The sequence below is a fragment of the Photobacterium atrarenae genome, from assembly GCF_024380015.1.
Taxonomy (GTDB): domain Bacteria; phylum Pseudomonadota; class Gammaproteobacteria; order Enterobacterales; family Vibrionaceae; genus Photobacterium; species Photobacterium atrarenae.
In genome coordinates, this window is sequence record NZ_CP101510.1 from 51,023 (window position 1) to 71,811 (window position 20,789).

General features: G+C 49.6%; 15 protein-coding genes and 4 pseudogenes. 9 read left to right on the forward strand and 10 right to left on the reverse strand.

Going from position 1 to position 20,789, the window contains the following annotated elements; all coding sequences use genetic code 11:
- Positions 1–486: 486 nt before the first annotated feature.
- Together NNL38_RS24830 and NNL38_RS24520 are read right to left on the reverse strand one after the other, a co-directional pair.
- Positions 487–687 (reverse strand): annotated as a pseudogene (locus NNL38_RS24830) (metal-dependent hydrolase); the annotation flags it as partial.
- Positions 688–709: 22 nt separating this feature from the next.
- Positions 710–1,093 carry a hypothetical protein gene (locus tag NNL38_RS24520; RefSeq protein WP_255392335.1) on the reverse strand — a complete coding sequence of 128 codons (384 nt, stop codon included), beginning with the start codon at positions 1,091–1,093 and terminating at the stop codon, positions 710–712.
- 93 nt (positions 1,094–1,186) lie between these two features.
- Here NNL38_RS24520 and NNL38_RS24525 point away from each other — a divergent pair, with 93 nt between their 5' ends.
- Positions 1,187–1,513: a helix-turn-helix domain-containing protein gene (locus NNL38_RS24525; protein WP_255392336.1), complete on the forward strand. Its 327-nt coding sequence runs from the start codon at positions 1,187–1,189 to the stop codon at positions 1,511–1,513.
- 258 nt (positions 1,514–1,771) lie between these two features.
- On the opposite strand, the gene NNL38_RS24530 is transcribed toward NNL38_RS24525, so the two are convergent.
- Positions 1,772–2,281: a hypothetical protein gene (locus tag NNL38_RS24530; protein WP_255392337.1), complete on the reverse strand. Its 510-nt coding sequence runs from the start codon at positions 2,279–2,281 to the stop codon at positions 1,772–1,774.
- Positions 2,274–2,852 carry a conjugative transfer protein MobI(A/C) gene (gene mobI, locus NNL38_RS24535; RefSeq protein WP_255392338.1) on the reverse strand — a complete coding sequence of 193 codons (579 nt, stop codon included), beginning with the start codon at positions 2,850–2,852 and terminating at the stop codon, positions 2,274–2,276. The genes NNL38_RS24530 and mobI overlap by 8 nt, the downstream gene beginning before the upstream one ends.
- Positions 2,853–3,929: 1,077 nt before the next feature.
- On the opposite strand from mobI, the pseudogene istA reads away from it, so the two are divergent.
- The 5 genes and pseudogenes from istA (at position 3,930) to NNL38_RS24560 (ending at position 9,821) form a co-directional block, all read left to right on the forward strand.
- Positions 3,930–5,398: pseudogene (istA, locus tag NNL38_RS24540) on the forward strand (IS21 family transposase).
- 9 nt (positions 5,399–5,407) lie between these two features.
- A pseudogene (locus NNL38_RS24545) lies at positions 5,408–6,119 on the forward strand (ATP-binding protein).
- 168 nt (positions 6,120–6,287) lie between these two features.
- Positions 6,288–6,746 (forward strand): annotated as a pseudogene (locus NNL38_RS24550) (recombinase family protein); the annotation flags it as partial.
- 309 nt (positions 6,747–7,055) lie between these two features.
- A complete protein-coding gene (locus NNL38_RS24555; RefSeq protein ID WP_255392339.1) occupies positions 7,056–9,002 on the forward strand; it encodes a methyl-accepting chemotaxis protein in 1,947 nt (648 codons plus the stop codon).
- Between the two features lie 531 nt (positions 9,003–9,533).
- Entirely contained in the window at positions 9,534–9,821 is a 288-nt protein-coding gene (locus tag NNL38_RS24560; RefSeq protein WP_255392340.1) for a hypothetical protein, read from the forward strand.
- A 240-nt stretch (positions 9,822–10,061) separates the two neighbouring features.
- Here NNL38_RS24560 and NNL38_RS24565 read toward each other — a convergent pair whose 3' ends face one another.
- The 4 genes from NNL38_RS24565 to NNL38_RS24580 all read right to left on the reverse strand — a co-directional run bounded on the left by NNL38_RS24565 (position 10,062) and on the right by NNL38_RS24580 (position 16,310).
- A complete protein-coding gene (locus NNL38_RS24565) occupies positions 10,062–10,391 on the reverse strand; it encodes a hypothetical protein (RefSeq protein WP_255392341.1) in 330 nt (109 codons plus the stop codon).
- 11 nt (positions 10,392–10,402) lie between these two features.
- Entirely contained in the window at positions 10,403–10,867 is a 465-nt protein-coding gene (locus NNL38_RS24570; RefSeq protein ID WP_255392342.1) for a hypothetical protein, read from the reverse strand.
- Between the two features lie 201 nt (positions 10,868–11,068).
- Positions 11,069–12,739: a methyl-accepting chemotaxis protein gene (locus NNL38_RS24575; RefSeq protein WP_439651434.1), complete on the reverse strand. Its 1,671-nt coding sequence runs from the start codon at positions 12,737–12,739 to the stop codon at positions 11,069–11,071.
- Positions 12,740–13,577: 838 nt separating this feature from the next.
- The gene (locus NNL38_RS24580) at positions 13,578–16,310 is read right to left on the reverse strand and encodes a bifunctional diguanylate cyclase/phosphodiesterase (RefSeq protein WP_255392343.1); all 2,733 of its coding nucleotides are present in this window, start codon (positions 16,308–16,310) and stop codon (positions 13,578–13,580) included.
- Between the two features lie 292 nt (positions 16,311–16,602).
- Here NNL38_RS24580 and NNL38_RS24585 point away from each other — a divergent pair, with 292 nt between their 5' ends.
- Positions 16,603–16,869, forward strand: a complete 267-nt coding sequence (locus NNL38_RS24585; RefSeq protein ID WP_255392344.1) for a hypothetical protein — start codon at positions 16,603–16,605, stop codon at positions 16,867–16,869.
- Between the two features lie 216 nt (positions 16,870–17,085).
- Positions 17,086–18,558 (forward strand): Fic family protein, encoded by a 1,473-nt coding sequence (locus tag NNL38_RS24590; protein ID WP_255392345.1) that lies wholly within the window; start codon positions 17,086–17,088, stop codon positions 18,556–18,558.
- Between the two features lie 99 nt (positions 18,559–18,657).
- On the opposite strand, the gene rcnR is transcribed toward NNL38_RS24590, so the two are convergent.
- The gene (gene rcnR / locus NNL38_RS24595) at positions 18,658–18,930 is read right to left on the reverse strand and encodes a Ni(II)/Co(II)-binding transcriptional repressor RcnR (RefSeq protein ID WP_255392346.1); all 273 of its coding nucleotides are present in this window, start codon (positions 18,928–18,930) and stop codon (positions 18,658–18,660) included.
- Positions 18,931–19,062: 132 nt separating this feature from the next.
- Here rcnR and NNL38_RS24600 point away from each other — a divergent pair, with 132 nt between their 5' ends.
- Positions 19,063–20,139: a nickel/cobalt efflux transporter gene (locus tag NNL38_RS24600; RefSeq protein WP_255392347.1), complete on the forward strand. Its 1,077-nt coding sequence runs from the start codon at positions 19,063–19,065 to the stop codon at positions 20,137–20,139.
- 12 nt (positions 20,140–20,151) lie between these two features.
- On the opposite strand, the gene NNL38_RS24605 is transcribed toward NNL38_RS24600, so the two are convergent.
- Positions 20,152–20,433 carry a hypothetical protein gene (locus tag NNL38_RS24605; RefSeq protein WP_255392348.1) on the reverse strand — a complete coding sequence of 94 codons (282 nt, stop codon included), beginning with the start codon at positions 20,431–20,433 and terminating at the stop codon, positions 20,152–20,154.
- Between the last annotated feature and the right edge of the window lie 356 nt (positions 20,434–20,789).

Sequence of the window (20,789 nt, forward strand, 5' to 3'; positions counted from 1 at the left end):
TGTTGATCGCAGACGGATTCACAAGGAACTCTACCGCCACGGTATGGTTCAGTGCTGCTTGAGCCTCTCTGGTTTCCTTGAAATCACGTAAATGCTTTTCTTTGGTGTGAGAAATCACTGACTTTGCTCTTTGTTTGGCTTGTTGATTGATTTTTTGGGTGAGTGATTGATAGGACATACTGGCTTAGGTTTTACGGTGCAAACGATGTGAAAACAGCTCCGGGCGGCATACATGACGTTGATATTCGATCATATGTTATTCGAGAAAGTTGTTGCTGTTGAGTCAACCCCATGCCGTGCTTTCAGGCCGGACCTGGTTTGGTCGATCATCGATTCAATTTTACCTTTTTAATTATTTCACTTTGATGAATGCAGTTTGGTTTTTCGACCTGGTATGACTTGTCATTTTTCTGATGATGCGGCCATCTCAAACAGGATTGCTGCGATCTTACTCGTTACAAAAATGGTGTGAATGTCATCATTTACCTAAATCAACCGGAAACGGTTCGCCTTCCATTCCGCGCCGTCGATCAGTCCTTCCTGGTAGAGCCCGCCCCAGTCGTAGAAAAACGGCGCGAATCCGCTGCCGCCGGTGAGGTGACTCAGGCCGATACAGGCCATCACCACCAGGGCGGCAATGGCGTACTCGATGGGATCGCCGGTGCGAAAGCGGCCGCCGAACAGGTGGAGTGATCATTACCTACCCATATCAATCATCCTTCCAGCCATAAGTATTACCTGCGATGTCAAAGTGCCTGTTTTTCATCAATAAACCAGTGCTTGGATTGATACGTCGAGACGTTAGTGTGGTGATAGATGATGGATTAGTTGGGATGTTCCGTTGGTGCAAATGCCATATATTAATGAAGAAATAGGCGAGAACTCCAGTTGTCGCGAATAACCAATTCAAATAGAGGAGTACTAGCCAAAGTAGTAATGCGACGTACTTATTTTTGTGGATAACACCTAGTGGTTTAGATAGCCAAATAACGCTTGGGAAGACCATCAACATTATTCCCCAGCTTTGATATATAGTCACTAACGCACCAAGACAAAAAACGCAGAAGAGCGCGAACTTTTTCAGTGTTTTCATCTTAGCCTCCAGTTTGTGCTTAGTTTTCCTAAGTATACAGGTATAATTAAAACTTAGAAAATCTAAGCTTCATAGGTTGATGATGATTCTCACTTGTCTAAAAAAAATCCATTTCCACAGCGCCTTAAACAGGCAAGAAATCGCGTTGGTATCAGCCAGAGGGAGCTTGGTATCCGTTTGGGTATGGACCCAAGTTCAGCGAGTGGCCGTATGAATCATTATGAAAAAGGGCGTCATATGCCCGATATCGGCACACTACAAAAGCTTGCTCAGGAGCTTGGCGTGCCTGTTGCGTTCTTCTTTTCATATTCTGACAGCTCAGCAGAACTGGCCTGTTTGATAGAAAAACTAAGTGAAAATAAAAAGCAGGAGCTTATTGAGCAGATCAGGCAGGATCTTGATAACGCTGACCAGTGGTAAGTCTATTTCTGTCGTCCTGAGTACCAAAATACACCACCGACTGCGGCAATCGCCAGTAATAAACCACCTAGCCAAATCCAAAGTTCCATGTTCGTCTCCAATATGTTGTTTATGTCTACATTTAGCTTAGACACCCTAAGTATAAAGTCTGTATGTTTGTTTTGTTTTGTTTTGTTACCAGCGTATCATCGATTTTGAAAATGCAAAGTGTGGGTAGAAGCTTCATTTAACTACATGAAGCTTCTAGATCGGATAGATCTAAATGTGTAGTTTTTCTATCGCTCGCATTGTTTTTCTCACTTGACTGGATAGATTTTTTATTGGCTTAACGCGATTCTCTAGATGGTCGAGCTCATCTAATAAATGCAGATAAAGTGGGATTTCCCAGTCCATTGTATTTGAAAATCGACGCAATACGCCATTGGAAACCTCTTTCGTTTCAAGTTCTGGGTACCAACCTTTACGAGCGATCACGCGGTGCCACTTGATCCTAGGTAAGCGTTGTTCACTCACGACAACGAACTCATAGCGAAGTGGGTACTCTACTTTGTACTCTTTTGACAAGGTCTTCTTTAGCTCATCCAATTGTTTCTTCAGTCCTTTTGCCGCTGCCATTAAGTGCTTTGACTCTGTAGCGACGAAATTAGGTAAATCATCGATTTTTTCAGGTAGAGGAGTTTGCTTAGGCAGCTTTAGCTTGAGATTACTCAACTCAATTTCTTTGCTTAGTTGCTCGATACCGACGTTTGGTGTAGTTTTCTTAGTCATTGTGCTTCTCCATTTTTTGAAAGTGTTCACGTAGCTTGTGAAGTCGTTTTGTACAGATTTGTGCTTTTTGCTTGATGGTGAGGATTTCGTGCCGCACTTCTCGGATCAGTGCGAAGGCATCTTCTGTGTACTCAATAAGATCGGATTCCCATTCACCGTCGGCTTTTGAAAAGCGGCTAGGAGGGTAACGAAAGCCTTTACCTTTGGATAAATGCTTTGAGCGAACACGCTGTTCTTTGTTGTTTCGCAGTGGCATTTGATCAGCACTGAGATACCAGTTGTGGTACCAAGCAGCTTCAAAGCGATGGTTGCGAACTCGAACACGACAGCCGTAGCGGCCAGGTGATGTTTCCTTATGGGCTCGATGGGTACGCCAAAAATGGTTGGCGTAGCAACTGGCTAAAAACTCAAGCAGATAGGGTTCCTGCATGGCAAAATTCTCGATATTTGCAAGTGCTTTTAGCGATTGGGAAAGCGCGAGTTCAAAGCTCTCTTGTTCATTTTCGGGGTGTCGCTGCTGGGCTCGTTGATGCCATTGATAGGCGGCGGAATGCTCATTTAATACAGTCATGTTGGCTCCTTGTTTATTTTGTTCAAGGTAGCGCGATTACGTTTTGGCTTACGCATCTGTAATTGCCCTTTTAGGGCGTAATTTTTCCTCGTGTCCCACCGCTGATTGGCAGGTATTGCAGCGATTCCTCTCCAGGGACCTAACCCGTTGCTTTCCAGATACCTATCTTTGTGGGACTCAGTAACGGATTGTTTTCGTCAATATGCCGTTTAGGATGGGATGTAGGAAGTAATGCACCAATCATTGTGGGACCTGAGCGTCCATTATTTCTTTGGATGGGTTTGCAGTGGTGACTTTCTAGATTATTGTGGGATTTGACCTGTTTGTAGCGCTTGAGGGCAGATGAACTTTCACATGTGAAAGCCCATAGTCCACTAGGCGCTTTTTAGGGGAATCTTTTTTGCAGGTATTCTGCGGTAGTGAGTATGAGTGCTTTTGGGTTGCTTTTTGATTAGTAGGTTTAAAACCTGGTTGGGAATTGCATCAAAAGGCCATCGAATTAATACCTTTTGATGAACTGTAATGATGGACGCCCCTCCCTCGGCGTTAATGCGCCAGAATTAAGTTGCTAACGCTTAGTTCAACCATGGCTGTTGATGCCGTTTTAGTAATTAAGAGAGAGGGTTCTGATTACATAATGGCGCAGGTGAAAAATGCTTATCAAGACGTCGGATATATGGAAGCGAGCCGCCATTAATCAACCATTGCAAAAACCGGGGCGTCCATATATGGATCTAATGAGCCCGAACACCACTTTAGGTGATAAATTTCCACCGTAACAAGAGGTGTTTAATGACAAGAAAACGTTGCTCATGTATGGCAGAGTTCAAATTGGAAGCCGTATGTAAACCTCCCCTAATTAGTTACATGCGTATTCCGGAGTATTGCGAACCCTGATCCCGGGATTATCCGATCGCTCATTCCGGTTTAAACCGATCACCGGTTCCGGGATTACCCGGCCATTTTTCACCCAACTCCGGAACTTATGACCGGAATCGCCGGAGTCCTTAATTTTTCTCTTTTAAATCAATAACTCACTATTCTTGCTGTACGTCAGAAGGTTGCAAGGAAGTGACAATGCCGAGAAAGAGAATACCGATGACCAAAGTTAAAGAGGTGCTTCGCCTGAAATTTGATTGCGGATTGTCCAACCGCAATATCGCTTCCTGCCTGAAAATAGGCTGCTCCACCGTCTCCGAAATCCTGACTCGTTTTAAGCAGAGCCATATTGGCTGGCCGCTTCCCGAGACTTGCTCAGATGCCGAGCTTACCCGGGCGCTTTACCACCCGAAAAGCGCAAGTCAGTCCAAAGTGATGCCTGACTTCGCCCAGTGCTTTGTTGAACTCAAACGCAAAGGCATGACCAAGCTGCTCTTATGGCAAGAATATTATGAGCAGTATCAAGAGAGAGCTTACGGTTACAGTCAGTTCTGCGAGCACTATACTCGCTGGCTTAAAAATCGAAAGCGCAGCATGATACAAATACATACCGCAGGCGATAAGCTCTTCATCGATTACTGCGGCCCAACGATCCCCGTAGTTAACCCAGATAGCGGGGAAGTCCGCCAGGCCCAAGTCTTTGTTACCACTCTAGGTGTATCTAACTACACCTATGTTGAAGCCTTCCCGGGTCAGGGAAAAGTATACTGGCTGGAAGCGCATGCCAATGCCTTCGAGCACTTCGGTGGCGTTCCCAGACTTCTGGTGCTTGATAACCTACGTTCCGCCGTCAGCAAAGCAGACCGCTATGCGCCAACGATCAATGACAGCTATCAAAAAATGGCTCATCACTATCAAACCGCCATCATGCCAGCCCGCCCATATAAACCCAAAGATAAGGCGAAGGCGGAAAACGCGGTGTTACTGGTTGAACGCTGGAGTATGATGCGCCTGCGTCATCACACCTACCATACCTTCAAAGAACAGAACCTCAGCATCAGGGAACTCATGGATGAACTCAACCAACGAGAGATGAAGCAAGTTGGCGCTAGCAGGAAGGTCCTATTCGAATCCCTGAACAAGCCGGCATTAAAGCTACTTCCCATCCAGCGTTATCTCTATACCGAAACAAAACGCGCCAAGGTCGGCCAGCATGTAGAGTTGGAGGCCACATCGAGGCTGGTTCAGATTTACTTTCAGGGCAACCTGTTTCGCAGCAGGTCAGAAGCACGAAAGAAAGAGGGATGAGCACATATCCCGAACATATGCCCGAGAATCACCGTCATCAAAAATGGTCACCAGAGCGCTTACTGCGCAGGGGGTCGCATCGGCAGTGCCACAAGAGAAGTGGTGAACGCCCTACTGATGTCCAGGCCACATCCAGAGCAGGCATAGCGTAGTTGCCTTGGGCTGTTGAACTTAAGTCAGAAGCATGGGGAGTGCCGCCTGGAACAAGCATGTAAAGACGCTCTTCTGGTCAACAAGCCTTACTTCCAGTTCATCAAAAATCTGTTGGTTAATCATCGCGAAGGCCACTCAATCATGACATAACAACGACACCTGATCTTGTTCACAGCAATGTGCGTGGCCCCGACTGTTACCACTAGGAGATAACGATGAACCAACTGAATGAACAACTTAAAGCCCTTCGCCTGAGTCATGCCGCCACCGCACTGGAGCAGCAACAAGAGCAACTCTCCACGTATGCTGAGTTGACGTTCGAGGAACGCTTAGGCCTGCTGCTCGAAAGTGAGTTACTCAACCGAAGCCAGACCAAAATACAACGCCTGAAACGTCAAGCAAAGTTAAGGCTGGATGCCCAGCTAAGCCGAATACTCTACAAGGAAGGCCGAGGGCTCAAACGCCAGCAGATCAGTGAACTACTGACAGGTGGCTATCTTCATAAACACCAGAATATCTTGGTGACAGGCCCGACAGGTGCAGGCAAGACCTATATCGCTTGCGTCCTGGCAACTCAGGCTTGCGAGCAGCAACACATGGTTCGCTACTATCGGCTAAGCCGTCTACTGGATGACTTGAGTACAGGTCGTCTGGGTGGCACGTACCAAAAGCAGCTTTCTTGATGACTGGGGAATGGAAAAGCTGTCTCAAGACCATGCGGGGCACTTACTGGAAGTGCTAGAGGATCGATACCAGGTAAGTAGCACTATCGTTGTCAGCCAGCTCCCCGTAAAGGAATTGTACAACATGATAGGCAATGCCACCGTCGCAGATGCGCTGTTAGATCGTCTGAACCACAACAGCCACCGAATCGAACTGGGAGGAGAATCCATGCGGAAACTGGTGCAATCCGATCACTTAGAGTAAAAATAAGGATAGAGAAAAAGAGAAGAAAAAGGTGATCGGATAAAAACGGAATCCTAGATCATAATCGCCGGAATACGCATTACATGCATAATTAGAGTTTCCAGCCTGAGAATGCAGTACCAGGTACTCCAAGACGTCAGATCATTCAGTGAGTCATGAGGCCGTTCGGGCATGACAGAAGGAGATACCATCGTGTTTTCTGAAGTAACCCGGATGGCCCGTTCGGCGTTGCAGGTGCTGGAAATCCTCGAGCTGTGCATGGAGAAACAGCTCCGGGTTTATATCGCCAAGCAGAACATGCAGCTCGACGGCTCGCTGCAATCGAAAATCATCGCCACCATGCTCGGTCTGGCCGGCGAAATCGAGCGCGAGTTTATCCGGATGCGAACCAAGGAGGCCTTAGCGGCCAGAAAAGCGGCCGGCTATCAGCTGGGGCGACCGAAAGGGGCTGCCAAAACCCTCAAGCTTGATGCCAGGCGCGAGCAGATCGAGAAGTACCTCCGAATGGGGTTGGGGATCCGAGAAACCGCGAGGCTGATCGATGCCGCGCTGAGCACCCTGAGTGACTATGTGAAGCGGCGGGGGTTAGCCTTTTTTCCCGAAAAAATCATGGGCGGAAAACGGTGAAGGCAGCAGAGAGGTTCAATTGGCGGTGGAGCCACGCCCATTCTTCTGTACACTATTTTCTGGACATAATAGATTAATATTTGACGTGTATCTACCGCCGGGAATGCTTGTCTCCATTCATACTGCCACTGTGATGTTCATGAAATTGAAATATTTTTGTAATACTATCTATTGATAGTTTTGTTACTTGGTGGTTGCGCATAAATTTATTTGGTTTTCTTATTTTCTGGACTAGATTGATTTTGTGCCTAACTATTTGTTTTTTAGTTGAATAGATAAGTAAGAATGTGAAACTCAACATTACCTTTCATGGGGCGGTGGAGACATTGGAGCCTGAAGTTTAAATTAGCCTTGGCCTTTTTGTTTGTCGGTATCACACCTGCTTTAGTGAATACGACAATTGCCACCATGAAATCCACGCAAGACATTGAATCTAAAGTATTTAACAGACTAGGGGCAATTAATGAAATCAAAAGAAACCAGGTGCAGTCATTTTTTGATGAACGCGAATCTGATATTTCTGTTTTAGCCAACTTCATTCCTCATCTTGACCAGGAAAGCTATGATTCATTTTTCTCAGATTATATTAAACAATATGGGTATTACGATTTATTCTTAATCAACCGGCAGGGGGTGATTTTCTACTCGGTGGAAAAAGAGTCAGACTTTCAAACCAATATTCTGACCGGAAAGTATGCGAGTACAAATCTGGGCAGGCTTGTGAGCCAGGTCAAGCGATCCGGAAAGTACGGCATCGTCGATTATGAGCCTTATGCTCCCAGTCACGGCGAGCCCGCCGCGTTTATCGCCAAACCGGTTGGTGGCTCCGGGCTAATCGTCGCTTTGCAACTTTCTCAAGATGGGATCCAGCATATCATGGCAGTGCGGGATGGCATGGGAAGCACCGGAGAAAGTTACCTGGTCGGTGAGGATAAACGGATGCGTTCTGATTCATACCTTGATCCTGTCGGCCATTCTGTGAAAGCCAGTTTTGCGGGAACCGTCAAGGAGAACGGGGTAGAGACCGAGGCAGTTAACCGCGCACTCGCCGGAGAGCGTAATGTCGCCATCATCAAGGATTATAATGGCAATGATGTCTTATCAGCTTTTAACCGCATACACATTGGCGACTTTCAGTGGGTCATTATTAGTGAAATGGATGCAGCAGAAGCATTTGCATCGGTGCACAATACGACGCGAATTTCTGTCTTCTTGGTCTGCGGTGCCGCCATCATTGTCCTGTGCATCGGGTTTTACGCTGCGCGCAGAATTGCCAGGCCAATCGTTGATGCGGCGGCCATTGCCCAGAAAGTGGCAGAGGGTGATCTGACGCAAAATATTACAGTGAATGCGCACGATGAGGTCGGGTTGCTGCAAACTTCTCTAGACAAAATGCTGCGTAACCTTCGGTCGATGGTCAGCCAACTGACGGATGTGGCTATTCAACAGGGAACGACAGCGGATGAGTTGGCCGCGGTCACCGAGCAAACGACCGCGGCGGTGACGGAGCAACAGGCACAAACAGCCCAGGCTGTGACAGCGACGGCTGAAATGAGCGCAACGATCCGGGAAATCGCCGGTACGACAGCAAATGCATCTCGTGTTTGTGAGGATGTCCTGACAAAGGCGAAAGAAGGGGCTGAGCATATCAACAACACCCATAGCTCTTTAGTCGCGTTAAGTGAAACGACGCAAGCGACATCCGACCAAATGATCAAACTTCGCCATGATTCTGAGCAGATTGTGAATGTTCTTGGTGTCATCAAGCAGATCGCTGAGCAAATCAACCTCCTGGCACTCAATGCTGCGATTGAGGCAGCCCGGGCCGGGGAGCATGGTCGTGGTTTCGCTGTGGTTGCTGATGAGGTACGCCATCTTGCGCAATCGACTCAGAAATCAACCTCGGAAATTGAAGCCATCATTGAAGCGATTGTCGGGAGTACGAATGGCGCGGTAGAGACGATGGCCGAAAACGTTGAGCAAACAAAGAAAGTGCAGTTCATTGCTCACCAGGCCAATCAGATCAACACCGCGCTGTCGCAGGAAGTCAGTGGTATTTTTGATATGGTCGTTCAGATAGCCACTGCGACCGAACAACAAACCACGACGATTGATGAAATCGCCCAGAACATCGAGTTTATTGATACCGGAGCTTCCGAAACAGAAAAAGCGACCCGGAATATCGCGGACTCCAGTAGTGAGCTCTCTCGAATGGCCCATGCGTTAAATGCCGAAACCCAAAAGTTTAGCATTTGATGTTTTGGGGGGCGGCACTTTGCTGTGCCGCTCGTTCGATGAGCCCGATTGTGGTTTGCCGGGGATCCGCATGATCGGTGTACCGTTCGAGGACGCTCCTGTCTCATGTTTAGCCTGCCGTCTCTCCCTACAGGTTGTGAAAAAACGCCGCCACACCGCGCTCAATCGAGCGCGGAGTTGTCACTTATCGATCGTGTAGACCTGGAGCTGCCGGAATCGCCGAATAACACGGTATTAACGGTGTTGAGTGTGGTTGTGGTTGTATATATAATCCTCCGCCATTGCTTAATGGGGAGATATGGCTCAGGACGGTGACTTCAAGGGCGCGACACTTTTTCCGATATCAAGCTCTGAGTTGCACAATAGCGCCCCTATTGATACGGGGTGGTTAACATTGGAGCCGGGTAAATACTATGTCCTCATTGAAAATATCACTTATGGGACAGTGAAGCCTGCGGCGGATCCTGTCAATGTTACCGGAAGCTCAAGCATTATGTTCTGGGTTATTCGGTCGAATGAAGAATATACATCATGATCAGTAAAACCGTGTGGCAGGATAAGAAGCTGGCAGTACAGTTTCACGAAGAATCCAATTCAATCGCAATTCGCTTTGATGTTGGTAAGTTGGTCTGTGATAAAAGCGAGCTCCAGCTGGTGAGATATCACTATCATGCTCAAGATAGCGAGTCTGTCATTCTTGTTGTGCTGAAGAGTAACAGTAGCGGTTACAGCCATGCACATTTCTATACTCAGCCAGAGGATCTCACCAGGCTAAGCCTGATCCTTGGGATTTCTGTGGAAGAGATTGACATGGGTTAGCCACATCCTGTTGAAAGTCGTCCTTCGTGAATGCGCCCTGCATGGCATCGCTCGTTTTTGGGGTCGCTGTCGCTCATACCGCTTGCGTCCAGATGGGGAAGGTCATGGCCTTTCCCATCTGGGAACAGTCGTCTTCATTTTTCCTATCTGGCGGCGTCCATACTGAGTTGAGCGACACTGCCTCACTGCAACCTTGTGGTCATTGAGCAGTTTTTCAGCTGTAATTACTTTCGATTCACCTCAAAGATAATAACCTGAGATGATTAGGCCACTGAGGATAGTCGAACCGGTGATACTCATGATGAGCGCGTTGTCCGTGATGTCTGCGTCGCCGTATTTCCGGGAAAGCACAAAACCGAGCGCAACGAAGAGGATGAGATCCAGCAATCCATGTGTCACCCAGTGGTGGCCGGTTATCACCACCAACACGTGATGGATGGTCTCACTAATTTCTTTGAGTACCACCAGGAGCGCGCTGAAAATGCTGGTGACAGCATAAGAGAGGCTAAACCCGATGATGGCCGCACCGGCATATGGGGGCTTGCTATCGTTGACCGGGGAATGAGGCATGATTCAGCTCCTTATACGGAATTAGCGAGTAAAGAAACTTTCAGTCCCATACTGATCACTGCCCCCGCTCCCTCCATTGCGAGGGACAGGATGATCACCAGCGCGGCAGTCCAGAGTACGAGATGTCTTTTTGATCGATCATGGGCGATGTCACCGAAAGCTGCAATCGGCAGAAAGGTTGCGAGCAACAAAAGCATCAGGAAGATGTGCTCCTTCGCCTCCATGAAAAAAGAATGAGCAAACGACCAGGGCCCGGCTTTAATGAGCGCTTTGTCCGCGCCGTAGAAAGTGACGTACCAATAGCCCCCGATGAGGTAACTCAGCCATATCAGGACAGCGACCAGGAGAGTTGCAATCCGGATGCGGCCATCGTTAGCGCGACTGGCATGAAGCGTATCGACAAACACCCATACCGCGGCGAGCAGTGCGAGAACGCCGAACATCACATGCAGCATTAACATCAGCTCTTTGAACATACGGTATTCCTTTGGCAGTAACCCGATGCGAGATGCGTTATTTTCAGCGCGCGAAAGTCGAGTTTGAGTTGTATCTATCTACAATTTAGTCGGGTATTTGAGAAGGGGGCATACATTTGAGTCTTGAATTTGAATCTTTGTAAAAAAACAGCTCCGCGCGGGAGCTGTTGTCGGTATGGGGCGAGGACCGCTGATTGCTGATTATTGCAGCTTGAATTCGGCTACCACGGATTCGAGCTGGCTGTTTGCCGCGGCGAGGTTGAGCGCTTCGCTGCTGGTGTCTTCACCGTTCTTTGCAATTGTCATCACAATCTCGCGGATGGCAGACATGTTGCGGCTGATCTCCTGGGTGACAGAGCTCTGTTGCTCGGCTGCCGTCGCGATTTGCGCATTGAGATCGTTCACCTGGGTTACCGAATCACCGACCGAGGTTAAGTCACTGGCGATCCGCTGAGACTGCTGCTCTGTCGCTTCGCAGGTTGCCTTGGTTGCCTGCATCGCGTTGATCGCAGCATCTGAGCTTTGGCGTAATTGCTTCACGGTTTGCTCGATTTCGGCGGTACTGGCTTGAGTTCTGGCGGCCAGGGCACGCACCTCATCGGCAACCACGGCAAAGCCTCGGCCCTGTGAGCCGGCCCGGGCCGCTTCAATCGCTGCATTGAGGGCCAGCAGATTGGTCTGCTCGGCAATCTCACCGATGATCTCGAGAACCTTGGTAATGTCCTGGCTGGCCTGGTTAATCTCGGCGATCTGCGCCGCGGTTTGATCGACATCGGTGATCATCTGGGCTGCCGTTGCAGCCGCTTCGGTCACAATAACGCCAGACTTAGCCACTTGGGTATGTGTCGACTGGGTAAACTGGGAGGCTTGTGAAGCATTGCCGGCAACATCACTGGCAGTAGAGCTCATTTCCTCGATCGCCGTGACGACCTGCTCGGTTTCGCTCGAGTGTTGGGTCAGGATCTCGGCATTGGTTTCGGTTTGCTGCTTCAGCGCATCGACACTGCGCGAAATATTGGTCGAAGACTGAGCGACTTCTAGCATCAGTGATTGCAGGCTGGCGATAAAGGTATTGATCCCTTCTGATATTTTCCCTAAATCATCCTGGCTGGTGACGGGGAGGCGCCGGGTGAGATCGCCGTTGCCTTGAGATAAGTCCACAATCACGGATTTCAGGGCTGTGATGGGGCGGTACAGCACATTGAGCAGAGCCAGCACCAGTGCCGTTGCAATTGCAATCATGATCAGTGAGGAGATGATCGACTGGGTGAGCGCTTGATCGGCTTCGGCGTAGGCGACCGACTTATCAATACCGATGAACAGGTACCATTTCTGGCCGTTGACCAGGTGAATGGCCTTGGTAAAGGCGACTTTATCCACTCCCTTTAAGGTGTAATCCACGTTGACCGCGTCTTGAGACAGCATCATTTGCTGGACGACGGATAAACCGATCTCGTTGAGTCGGGTGCCGACTGTGAGCGCTGCAGAGTTCGATGCCAGCGCCTGGCCGTGCTCATCGACAATCGCCGCGACGGCGCCGGGAATATCGACGTTGGCGACAGTTTCAGCCAGGATGTCAAGTTCGATATCCCCCAGAACGGCGCCGCCGGGAATGCCCTTGATCAGGGAGACCACCAGTTTTCCGGTGGTGGAATCGGTATAGAAGTCGGTCAATTCGACCCCGCTGGCAGCCTGGGCTTGTGCGTACCAGGGTCGCTGGCGCGGATCATACTGTGCGGGATCGGCGATGCCATTGTGCCAGCCGCCGCCGCTCAGGGTGGAGTAGGCCCGCCCGTCATCAAATCCGTAGAGGATGGTGGCAAGATCACTGGCTTGCTTGACCAACCGCACGGTCTCGAGGAGGCGCTTCACATCATGGTCCGCCCGGTAATCGGCGGCCATCGCATCAATCGCGCGGGATTTTTGCCCGAACCAGGCTTCAATTCGGCTCGCTTCATAGTTGACCGTGGTATCGGTACGTTGATGAATGCTGTTGATAGTGCTTTCTTTGATCTCCTAGTATGACAGCCAGTTGGAGATGAGTAAACTGCCTGTCACCAGAGCGATGATAGAGAGGATGAGAGTTTTTTTAAAACCGAGTGTTTTCACTGTATATCCTTGAGTACTGCTTCCACTTGGATCTTCTGTAGGTGATTGCTCAACGCACTCAATTTTTAATTGAGTGGTTTGTTAGTCGGCGCACATAGTAACAGTTCGTTTCAGTATAAAAATCAACTTTAAAGTTGTGGGATTTATGTGCTGCAGATGTGTTTCTTTGTAGTTTTAAATTCCGAATATATTGTTATGGTTTGGCTGTGGAACTGGGTATATTTCTTAAATTGGTATTTTATCTGTTAATTAAGTCTGGGGGTATCCGGAAACAGGTAGTGACGAAATGCCCGCAACGATGAAATTAAGTGGTCTTTTATTAAACCAGTGAAAACGCAATCAGCTCATGGGGTAGGCTTCGCTCAGAGATAGGAGAAAAAGCAATGTGCTATACCATAATTTATCGCTTGAAAGGTCGTGGGTAAACCGGGAAAATGCAGTGCTGCTCATGGTTTGTATAGCAGATATAACCTTTGATAGCTTTGAAAACGTGTTGTCACCGGGGGAGGGTGTATTGACCCCGGTTCAACCTGTACGTTCGTGTTCATACAGTGATTTCAGCTGTTTTCGGCCCTGTCTTAACAGGGCCTTTTTTATACGCTTAATCTGCTGTCGCAGGTGTTTGCAAAGCAAGCGCCAGGCAATCTTCCGCCATCATGGGTTGATAAAAATAAAAGCCCTGGAACTCTTCAATGGCTAATGCCTGCAGGGTTCGTTTTTGCGGCTCCGTTTCTATCCCTTCGGCGACAATTTTTAACCCCAGTGATTTCGCCATGCCTGTAATGCTGCTGACGAGGATATTGCTTTGCGTATCGCAATCGACACGTCGGATAAAGCTGCGGTCAAGCTTGACCACATCCAGCGGAAACTCACACAGTGAGCTGAGCGCAGAATAGCCCGTGCCAAAATCATCCAGGGCGAGTTTTATCCCCATCCCTTTAATTGCCGACATCTGTTGCTGTACCTGTGGTACCGAGTCGATCAACATACTTTCGGTGAGTTCGAGTGTCAGGTGCTCCGGGTGAAACGGATAGCGGTCAAGCATGGTCCGAAGAAAAGGAAGCAACTGCGGGTGGGAAAAATGAGGCCCGGACAAGTTCACGTGGACAGAAAGCGGCTTTAAGCCAAGTGCCTGGCGCTGCCCATTCACCTCGGCAAGAAATGCGCAAGATTTTTCTAAAATGCTGTTCCCCAATGCAACAATCAGCTCTCGGGACTCAGCAACCGGAATAAAGCGGACCGGAGAAATATGGCCGATTTCTGGGTGCTGCCATCGTGCGAGGGCTTCAAAGCCGCAAATCGTTTCGGTGTGCCCGCAGATTAAGGGTTGAAACTGCGGGTAGATACTACCGTCGCGAATGGCCTGCGCCATATCACGCTGGATCACAGTATGATTTTTCATCTGGGCTGCAACTTTTCGGGTGAACAGCTGGATGTGTGACGGCGCTGACTCTGCACCGTAGGCAGAAAATTCTGCGGCATTGAGCATTTGGGCAGCCGTTGGCGTTAATTCTGAGGCGAGGACTAATCCGATGGAGGCAGATAACCGCACCTCAACCTTATTGACCTCGAGTGACAACCGCAGGGCAGAGGCCATGGATTTGGCATAGCGATAAGCTGTAAAACGGCTGGCTGTGGTTAAGATGAAAGCAAATTCATTTTCCGCAACGCGGCCCAACATGCTGATATCGATTTGATGCCTCAACCGGTTCGTCACGGCTCTGACAACGTCATCTGCCGTTTGGTGGCCGAATGCGCCGGTAACGTTGTGAAAGCGTTCAATCCGTATATAAAGCACGGCAATTAACGTTGAATCAGCATCATGAGTGCTTTTTGACAACAGGTGATCAAGTGACTGCAAAAACGTATGGCGGTTCATCAACCCGGTTGCGGCGTCGTATTTCTCCAGTTGTCTGATCTGTGCTTCCTGTGCTTTCTGCTGGCTGACATCTTTCACGGAGAGCATCAGTGCTTTGCTGCTTTGCTGATGAATCGGAAGTACCTCTAGTTTACAGGCGATCAGCGAACCGTCGGCAGCTTGTAGTTCCGTGTCAAAAACCGTTTGCCCCGCAGAGATAGCGCCCGTCAACGGTTCAATCGGGTGAGGGTACAGGCTCATGAGGGAGCAACCGACCAGCTCCTGTCCCGCTGGATAGCGTAATATTGATGCCATGGCGGCATTGGCCTCGACGACTCTGCCGTCCAACACCATCAGGAGCCCGAGGTTGCTGGTACGGTGCAAGGCATTAAATTTTTGCATCACGTCATGGAGCGCGGCATGGGTATGGGAGGATTTCGCTAAGATTTGGTTAATGACCTCGCCGACCATCGAAAACTCATCATTCCCACCGACCTTGATTGGCGTACTGTACTGATCTTGGATCAAGGCTTTCAGACCCCTTTCCAAAGCCTGAAATCGACGGCCGACTTTTTGCCTGAGCGCCAGTAGCGTGAGCAGGCTGATCAGAACGGATGCGATGAATATGGTGAGTGTCAGCTTGCCGATGAGTGCTTCGCCTCTAGTGTAAATTTCACGCGGTCGGCTGCTTTTGAGGGTTGCGATCGGGTTGCCGTGGATATCGTCCAGGATAACGCACGCAACTAATACGCTGTCATTCTCTTCGGGGTGAATGATGGGAAATTGGTGGCTGTCGATATGATCTTGGGGGGTCACGCTGACCAGGGTGTTTTCTGAAGATAAGATCTCAGTGTACTGGCTGGGGAAAACGGCAGATAAGTAACGGCCCCAGATCAACCATCCGCCGACAGGGCTATCGGCCTGACTGTTACGGATAGGGGTGAGCGTGACGACCAGAATGTCGTCATCAAACCGAATGAGCCCGGAGTGAGCTTGCGCAATGTCGGCTTCTCCCCGGATTGCGGCTTCGACCAAGTGGCCGATCCCCTGGGGGGACAGCAGTTGTTCGCGCAGCTTTGCGGGTATCGCGATCGTTTCCGATTGCGAGGTCGTCATCCTGCTTTCGATCAGCCGTCCTTGTCGGTTCAGGAAAGCAACGAGGTCGATATCGAGTGCAACGAGGCCGTCATAGTATAAATTACGGTCGTGGTAGGTTTGATCGCCGGCTGTCACCAGCCGATAGCTCTCATCCCAGTACGCCCAATCAAAAGAGCGTATTTGCTGATCTTGCAACAGACTTTCAATGACAGTTTTGGCCTGCAGGCTGTGCTGGAGAACATGTTGTCGCTCAATATCATCGAGATCCGATAAAAAGAAGTACCGGGCAAAGACCAGACAAATGATGGAAATAGCAAACAGGCTGCAGCCAAAAAGAAGTGCAGTGATAGTGCTGAGCTTGGCTGGCTGAAAAGGCATGACTCTCATGATGGGTAGATTATGCAAGAAGGCTGATAAGTTTGGCGACCACTCTAACAATTATTGGCATAGGGTTCATCCCTTGAGGGAATTTCATTGGGGTATTCAGTAGGCAATTATTCTGAGTGCAATGAGCGCTGCTAATAATACTTGTATCGCATTGAAATGAAATTTGAACATCTTCCTGTAGCTGTTAATACTTTATGGGTATCAGTTGAACTATCAACCAGTCAATTTTTTGCTGACTGGTATATCTTTATTGATAATAGTGACAGGGCGGTGGTGGTGCGAGATGGACTTTTTCATAAACCAGATAGTCATTCATAAACAAAGTTATCGGTGCAAACTGTCCTATGACAAGGCGACCCTGTTTATCCCGTTTTCCGAATTCTTTATTTATGCGCTGCTCATCCATAAAACAGCTGCGATTGATGGTGCTCTTGTTCAAGTCGAGGGGCGCCTTGTTCAGGTACAAGAAATGCTTGTCGTGGAAAGTCTGGGATTCGGCGGGAAAGATAAACTGCTGAAGTTAAAAATTTCTTGGGTAAAAATGTCCTAATGCCGTCCTGAAGAGCGCCGTCCGATGTTGTGCAAACATTAATCTCCCGAAATCCGCCGGCGTGAATCATTCAATTTATCCTTAAAATACTAAATTTTGACCATTGTTGTGCATGAAATGATAAATCTATGGCTTGGGATTTATGATTTTGCATCAAACGTGATTCATTAATGAGTATAATCTGGAGGAATAGAATGATTTTGAGGTAGGGTAGGCATGAAAGAAAATCCGATCGGCTACGAGTGGCTGCGCCGGCACTATGGGCTGGCTGTCATTGAGCGGCACCTGAAATCCTACACCGGCGGGCTCGTCGGAACGCGGGGCGCCGATACCCGGATCACCCACAATACGGTCCTGCAGAACTTCAATATTGAGCGGCCGGCCAATGAAAATCCAGCCCTGCATGCCGTGGTGGCCCTGAAGCGGGAAGGGGTCGAGGTGGCCTATTTTCGGGCGCTGAGTACCAACCCTGATTTTCGCGCCCATGTCGAGCAGGCCGTTAGAGACAAGCCGACCTCGAAGTGGTTGCGGATCGTCTGGTTTCTGTGTGAGTGGCTGTCCGGTGAGCAACTGGATCTGGAAGACTGCCGCCCGGTTCCTTACGTCAAAATCCTCAATGAAGACGAGTACTATACCTGCCCGCCGGTAAACAGTACCCGGCACCGGTTAAAGAACAACATCATCGGTACGGCAGCCTATACCGCGATCGTGCGCAAAACGCCGGCACTGTCCGCGGCGACGCCCGAGCAGCTGGGCGAGAAAACCAATGCGGTGATCAATACCTGGGATGCCGAGACAATAGCGCGGGCGTCGCGCTACCTGGTCTCGCGGGAGACCCGGGCATCGGGCGAGATCGAGAAAGAGTCATTTTCCAAAAGCAAGTTTATTCGCTTTAACGAGGCGCTGTTGCGGGCAGGGAAGTCACCGCTGACCAAAGACAACTTGATCACCATTCAGGCGATCATCAAAGAGCGCCGGCCGGAGACGGATTATCGTCTGGAGCAGAACTGGATCGGTGGCAGTCAGTTCAGTGTCGAGCTGCCGACCGCCCGGCCTGAATATGTTGAAGGGCTGATGGCGGGATGGTTCGAGCTGTACGAGTGCCTTGCGCAGTCGGAGATCCCGGCCACGGTCCAGGCCGGGATCTTAAGTGCAACCTTTGTCTATATCCATCCGTTCATGGACGGTAACGGCCGCCTGTCGCGCTATATCATTCAGGAGGCGCTGGCCCGAAACCAGATTCTGCCGCCAGGGCTGGTACTGCCGGTGTCCAATGGTATCTTGGCGGAAATTAACAGCTACTATGACACCCTGAACCTGATCTCGGCCAAAATCGAAGGGATCACCCAGTATATTCTGGACAATCACCAACTGTTTATCGAAACCGAGAACCAGGACTTTTTCCGCGATCTCGATGTGACCGAATACACCACCTGGCTGACCAATGTTATCAACCGAGTTACCACCGAGATTCTGCCCAAAGAGATTGATACGCTGCAGCTGGCCGATAAGCTTTACCAGCAACTGGATCAGGCGCTGGATCTGAGTGCCAATGAGCTGCGTGCCGTGGTTACTTTTGTGCTGCAAAATGACGGTCAGTTGAGCCGGCGCAAAGGCAAGCGGATGGAGCTCAGTGCCGAGGAAGTGGGGCTGATTAACGAAATCGCTGAGGAAGTGCTGGGCGACTGAGAGCCTGGTCCTGGTGAACAGGGCAGAGGAGCGTCTGTTCACCGCCCCGCTGGATCATGCCTGTTACAGTGCAGCGATCAGTTTTTTGCAGCAGTTCATCTATTTGATGTAAGAATCCAGAACTTTGAGCACGACTTCCAGATCATCCTCGCGCTTCTTGAGATCTTCTTCGAGTACAATATGCTCAATCAAATGGCCTTTGATCACTTCTCGCATTAAGCCATTCACGGCGCCGCGAATGGCCGCAATTTGTTGAAGTACATCCTGGCACTCGTGCTCGACTTCCAGCATCTTTTTGAGACCATTCACCTGTCCCTGTATTTTGCTGACACGAGCCTTGAGTTTCTTTTGATCTCGGGTGGTATGAGACATGGCATCTCTCTACGTAATGAAAACACGGATTCTAGCCGATAATGTATCATTGAATTTATACTGGGGGGTAGTATTGGGTACTAGGGGGGAGTATAGTTTGCACTCAATCAATCACAATAAAGAGGGTGGGCAATGGACTTCGCAGCATTACTACAACAGGGGAATGGTTGGTTTTTCATCCCGAGCGCTATTTTGTTAGGGGCTTTGCACGGTTTAGAGCCTGGACATTCCAAAACCATGATGGCTGCGTTTATTGTTGCGGTAAAAGGGACCGTCAGGCAGGCGGTGATGCTGGGGTTAGCGGCGACACTTTCCCATACGGCCATTGTCTGGTTGATCGCGGTGGGCGGCATGTATATCAGTCAGAAATTTACCGCCCAAGCGGTAGAGCCTTGGATGCAGCTCATCTCTGGGGTGATTATTCTTGCGACAGGGGGCTGGATGTTCTGGAGAACGTGGCAAGGTGAACGTGCATGGCATCAAGCCCACGGTTATGCGCATGACAGGACAACGCAAGTTGTGGACACCGGGCATGGTCACCTTTCCCTCTCGATTGTTGAAGAGGGTTTGCACCATCGTTTTCAGCTGAAAATGATCAACGGCAAGCCATTGAAAGCCGATGAAGTTCAGCTCTCCATACCGCAACATTCGGGTAAGTCATCGGCCACTTATCCTTTTGTTGCGCGAGATGGCTACCTGGAGTCCGCTTCCTGTATTGAAAATACGGAAAACCTGTCTGTGACCTTGGTGATCGGACATCATGATCATACCCATGATTTTGAGGTTCACTTTCATGACCATGCTCATGACGGGGCTGAAACGCAAGAATATCAGGATGCGCACGAGCGATCGCATGCTTTAGATATCCAGAAACGTTTTGGCAATCGCGATGTGACGAACGGGCAGATCCTGCTCTTTGGGTTAACCGGTGGTTTGATCCCGTGCCCCGCTGCCGTCACGGTGTTATTGATTTGTCTCCAACTGAAGGCGATGACCCTGGGCGCAACCTTGGTGGTGTCATTCAGTCTTGGTTTAGCGCTCACTTTAGTGGCTGTCGGTGTGGTCGCTGCCGTCGGGGTGCAACAGGCCACCCGTAAATGGCAGGGTCTCAATGATATTGCCCGCCGAGCCCCTTACCTGTCCGGTGTATTAATTAGCGCTGTGGGATTGTACATGGGGATTCATGGTTATATTTCACTCATGCACTGATATTGAACGGCCTTAGCCGGGGATTCTGCCGTTTCTGACCAGGCCCCGGCGGACGTTCTTGCACAGCTTTCCTAACCGGTAGATTTCATCAAAGGTGGGCGGCAGTCCCTGGTTTAACTGGTGCTGCCAGTAGCTGAGCTCCGTGTCGACCAGCTCCATGAGTTTTTTCGGGCACCCGAGACAGGTATTGTCCGGGCCACACTTGAAGGTATCTTCCTGATATAAAGGGAATTCGGCTTGTACAGCATCAATGATTTGCTGCATGGCGGTGATTCTGTCGGGTTTCTTGCTCATGCCGGGGACTCAGTGAATGAAAGTGGTGATTGTAATATGCCGGAAAAAACGCGATGCCTTTCTGAATCAAAGAATCGGTGATCAGATGGAATAATCGTTGGCCATTTCTTTCAAATGCTGAGGGTTATCCCCGGAAATTGTGGATAGCAGGCCTGAGCCCAGTCGCTTCGGGTCGGTATAACTTGGCTGAGGTGCTCAGGTCGTGGATAGTTGAGCACCCTGCGGGCAACCTGCTTTATCTCACACACCGCTCCGGCGGTCGTGCCTCCCTGGTATCGATGGTTCGACCGAGCCAAAACAGCGCTACGCAATTGTCTCGGTCCTTCGGGTCACAATCAGGGCTGGCAGAGCTTTCG

Excerpts from the sequence above, each read along its gene's own strand:
- NNL38_RS24570 (WP_255392342.1), bottom strand. The coding sequence starts at position 10,867 with ATGTTCAAAGAGCTGATGTTAATGCTGCATGTGATGTTCGGCGTTCTC.
- NNL38_RS24565 (WP_255392341.1), bottom strand. The coding sequence starts at position 10,391 with ATGCCTCATTCCCCGGTCAACGATAGCAAGCCCCCATATGCCGGTGCG.
- mobI (WP_255392338.1), bottom strand. The coding sequence starts at position 2,852 with ATGACTGTATTAAATGAGCATTCCGCCGCCTATCAATGGCATCAACGA.
- NNL38_RS24585 (WP_255392344.1), top strand. The coding sequence starts at position 16,603 with ATGGACTTTTTCATAAACCAGATAGTCATTCATAAACAAAGTTATCGG.
- NNL38_RS24605 (WP_255392348.1), bottom strand. The coding sequence starts at position 20,433 with ATGAGCAAGAAACCCGACAGAATCACCGCCATGCAGCAAATCATTGAT.
- NNL38_RS24580 (WP_255392343.1), bottom strand. The coding sequence starts at position 16,310 with ATGCCTTTTCAGCCAGCCAAGCTCAGCACTATCACTGCACTTCTTTTT.
- NNL38_RS24590 (WP_255392345.1), top strand. The coding sequence starts at position 17,086 with ATGAAAGAAAATCCGATCGGCTACGAGTGGCTGCGCCGGCACTATGGG.
- NNL38_RS24555 (WP_255392339.1), top strand. The coding sequence starts at position 7,056 with ATGGGGCGGTGGAGACATTGGAGCCTGAAGTTTAAATTAGCCTTGGCC.
- NNL38_RS24520 (WP_255392335.1), bottom strand. The coding sequence starts at position 1,093 with ATGAAAACACTGAAAAAGTTCGCGCTCTTCTGCGTTTTTTGTCTTGGT.
- rcnR (WP_255392346.1), bottom strand. The coding sequence starts at position 18,930 with ATGTCTCATACCACCCGAGATCAAAAGAAACTCAAGGCTCGTGTCAGC.
- NNL38_RS24560 (WP_255392340.1), top strand. The coding sequence starts at position 9,534 with ATGATCAGTAAAACCGTGTGGCAGGATAAGAAGCTGGCAGTACAGTTT.
- NNL38_RS24600 (WP_255392347.1), top strand. The coding sequence starts at position 19,063 with ATGGACTTCGCAGCATTACTACAACAGGGGAATGGTTGGTTTTTCATC.
- NNL38_RS24530 (WP_255392337.1), bottom strand. The coding sequence starts at position 2,281 with ATGACTAAGAAAACTACACCAAACGTCGGTATCGAGCAACTAAGCAAA.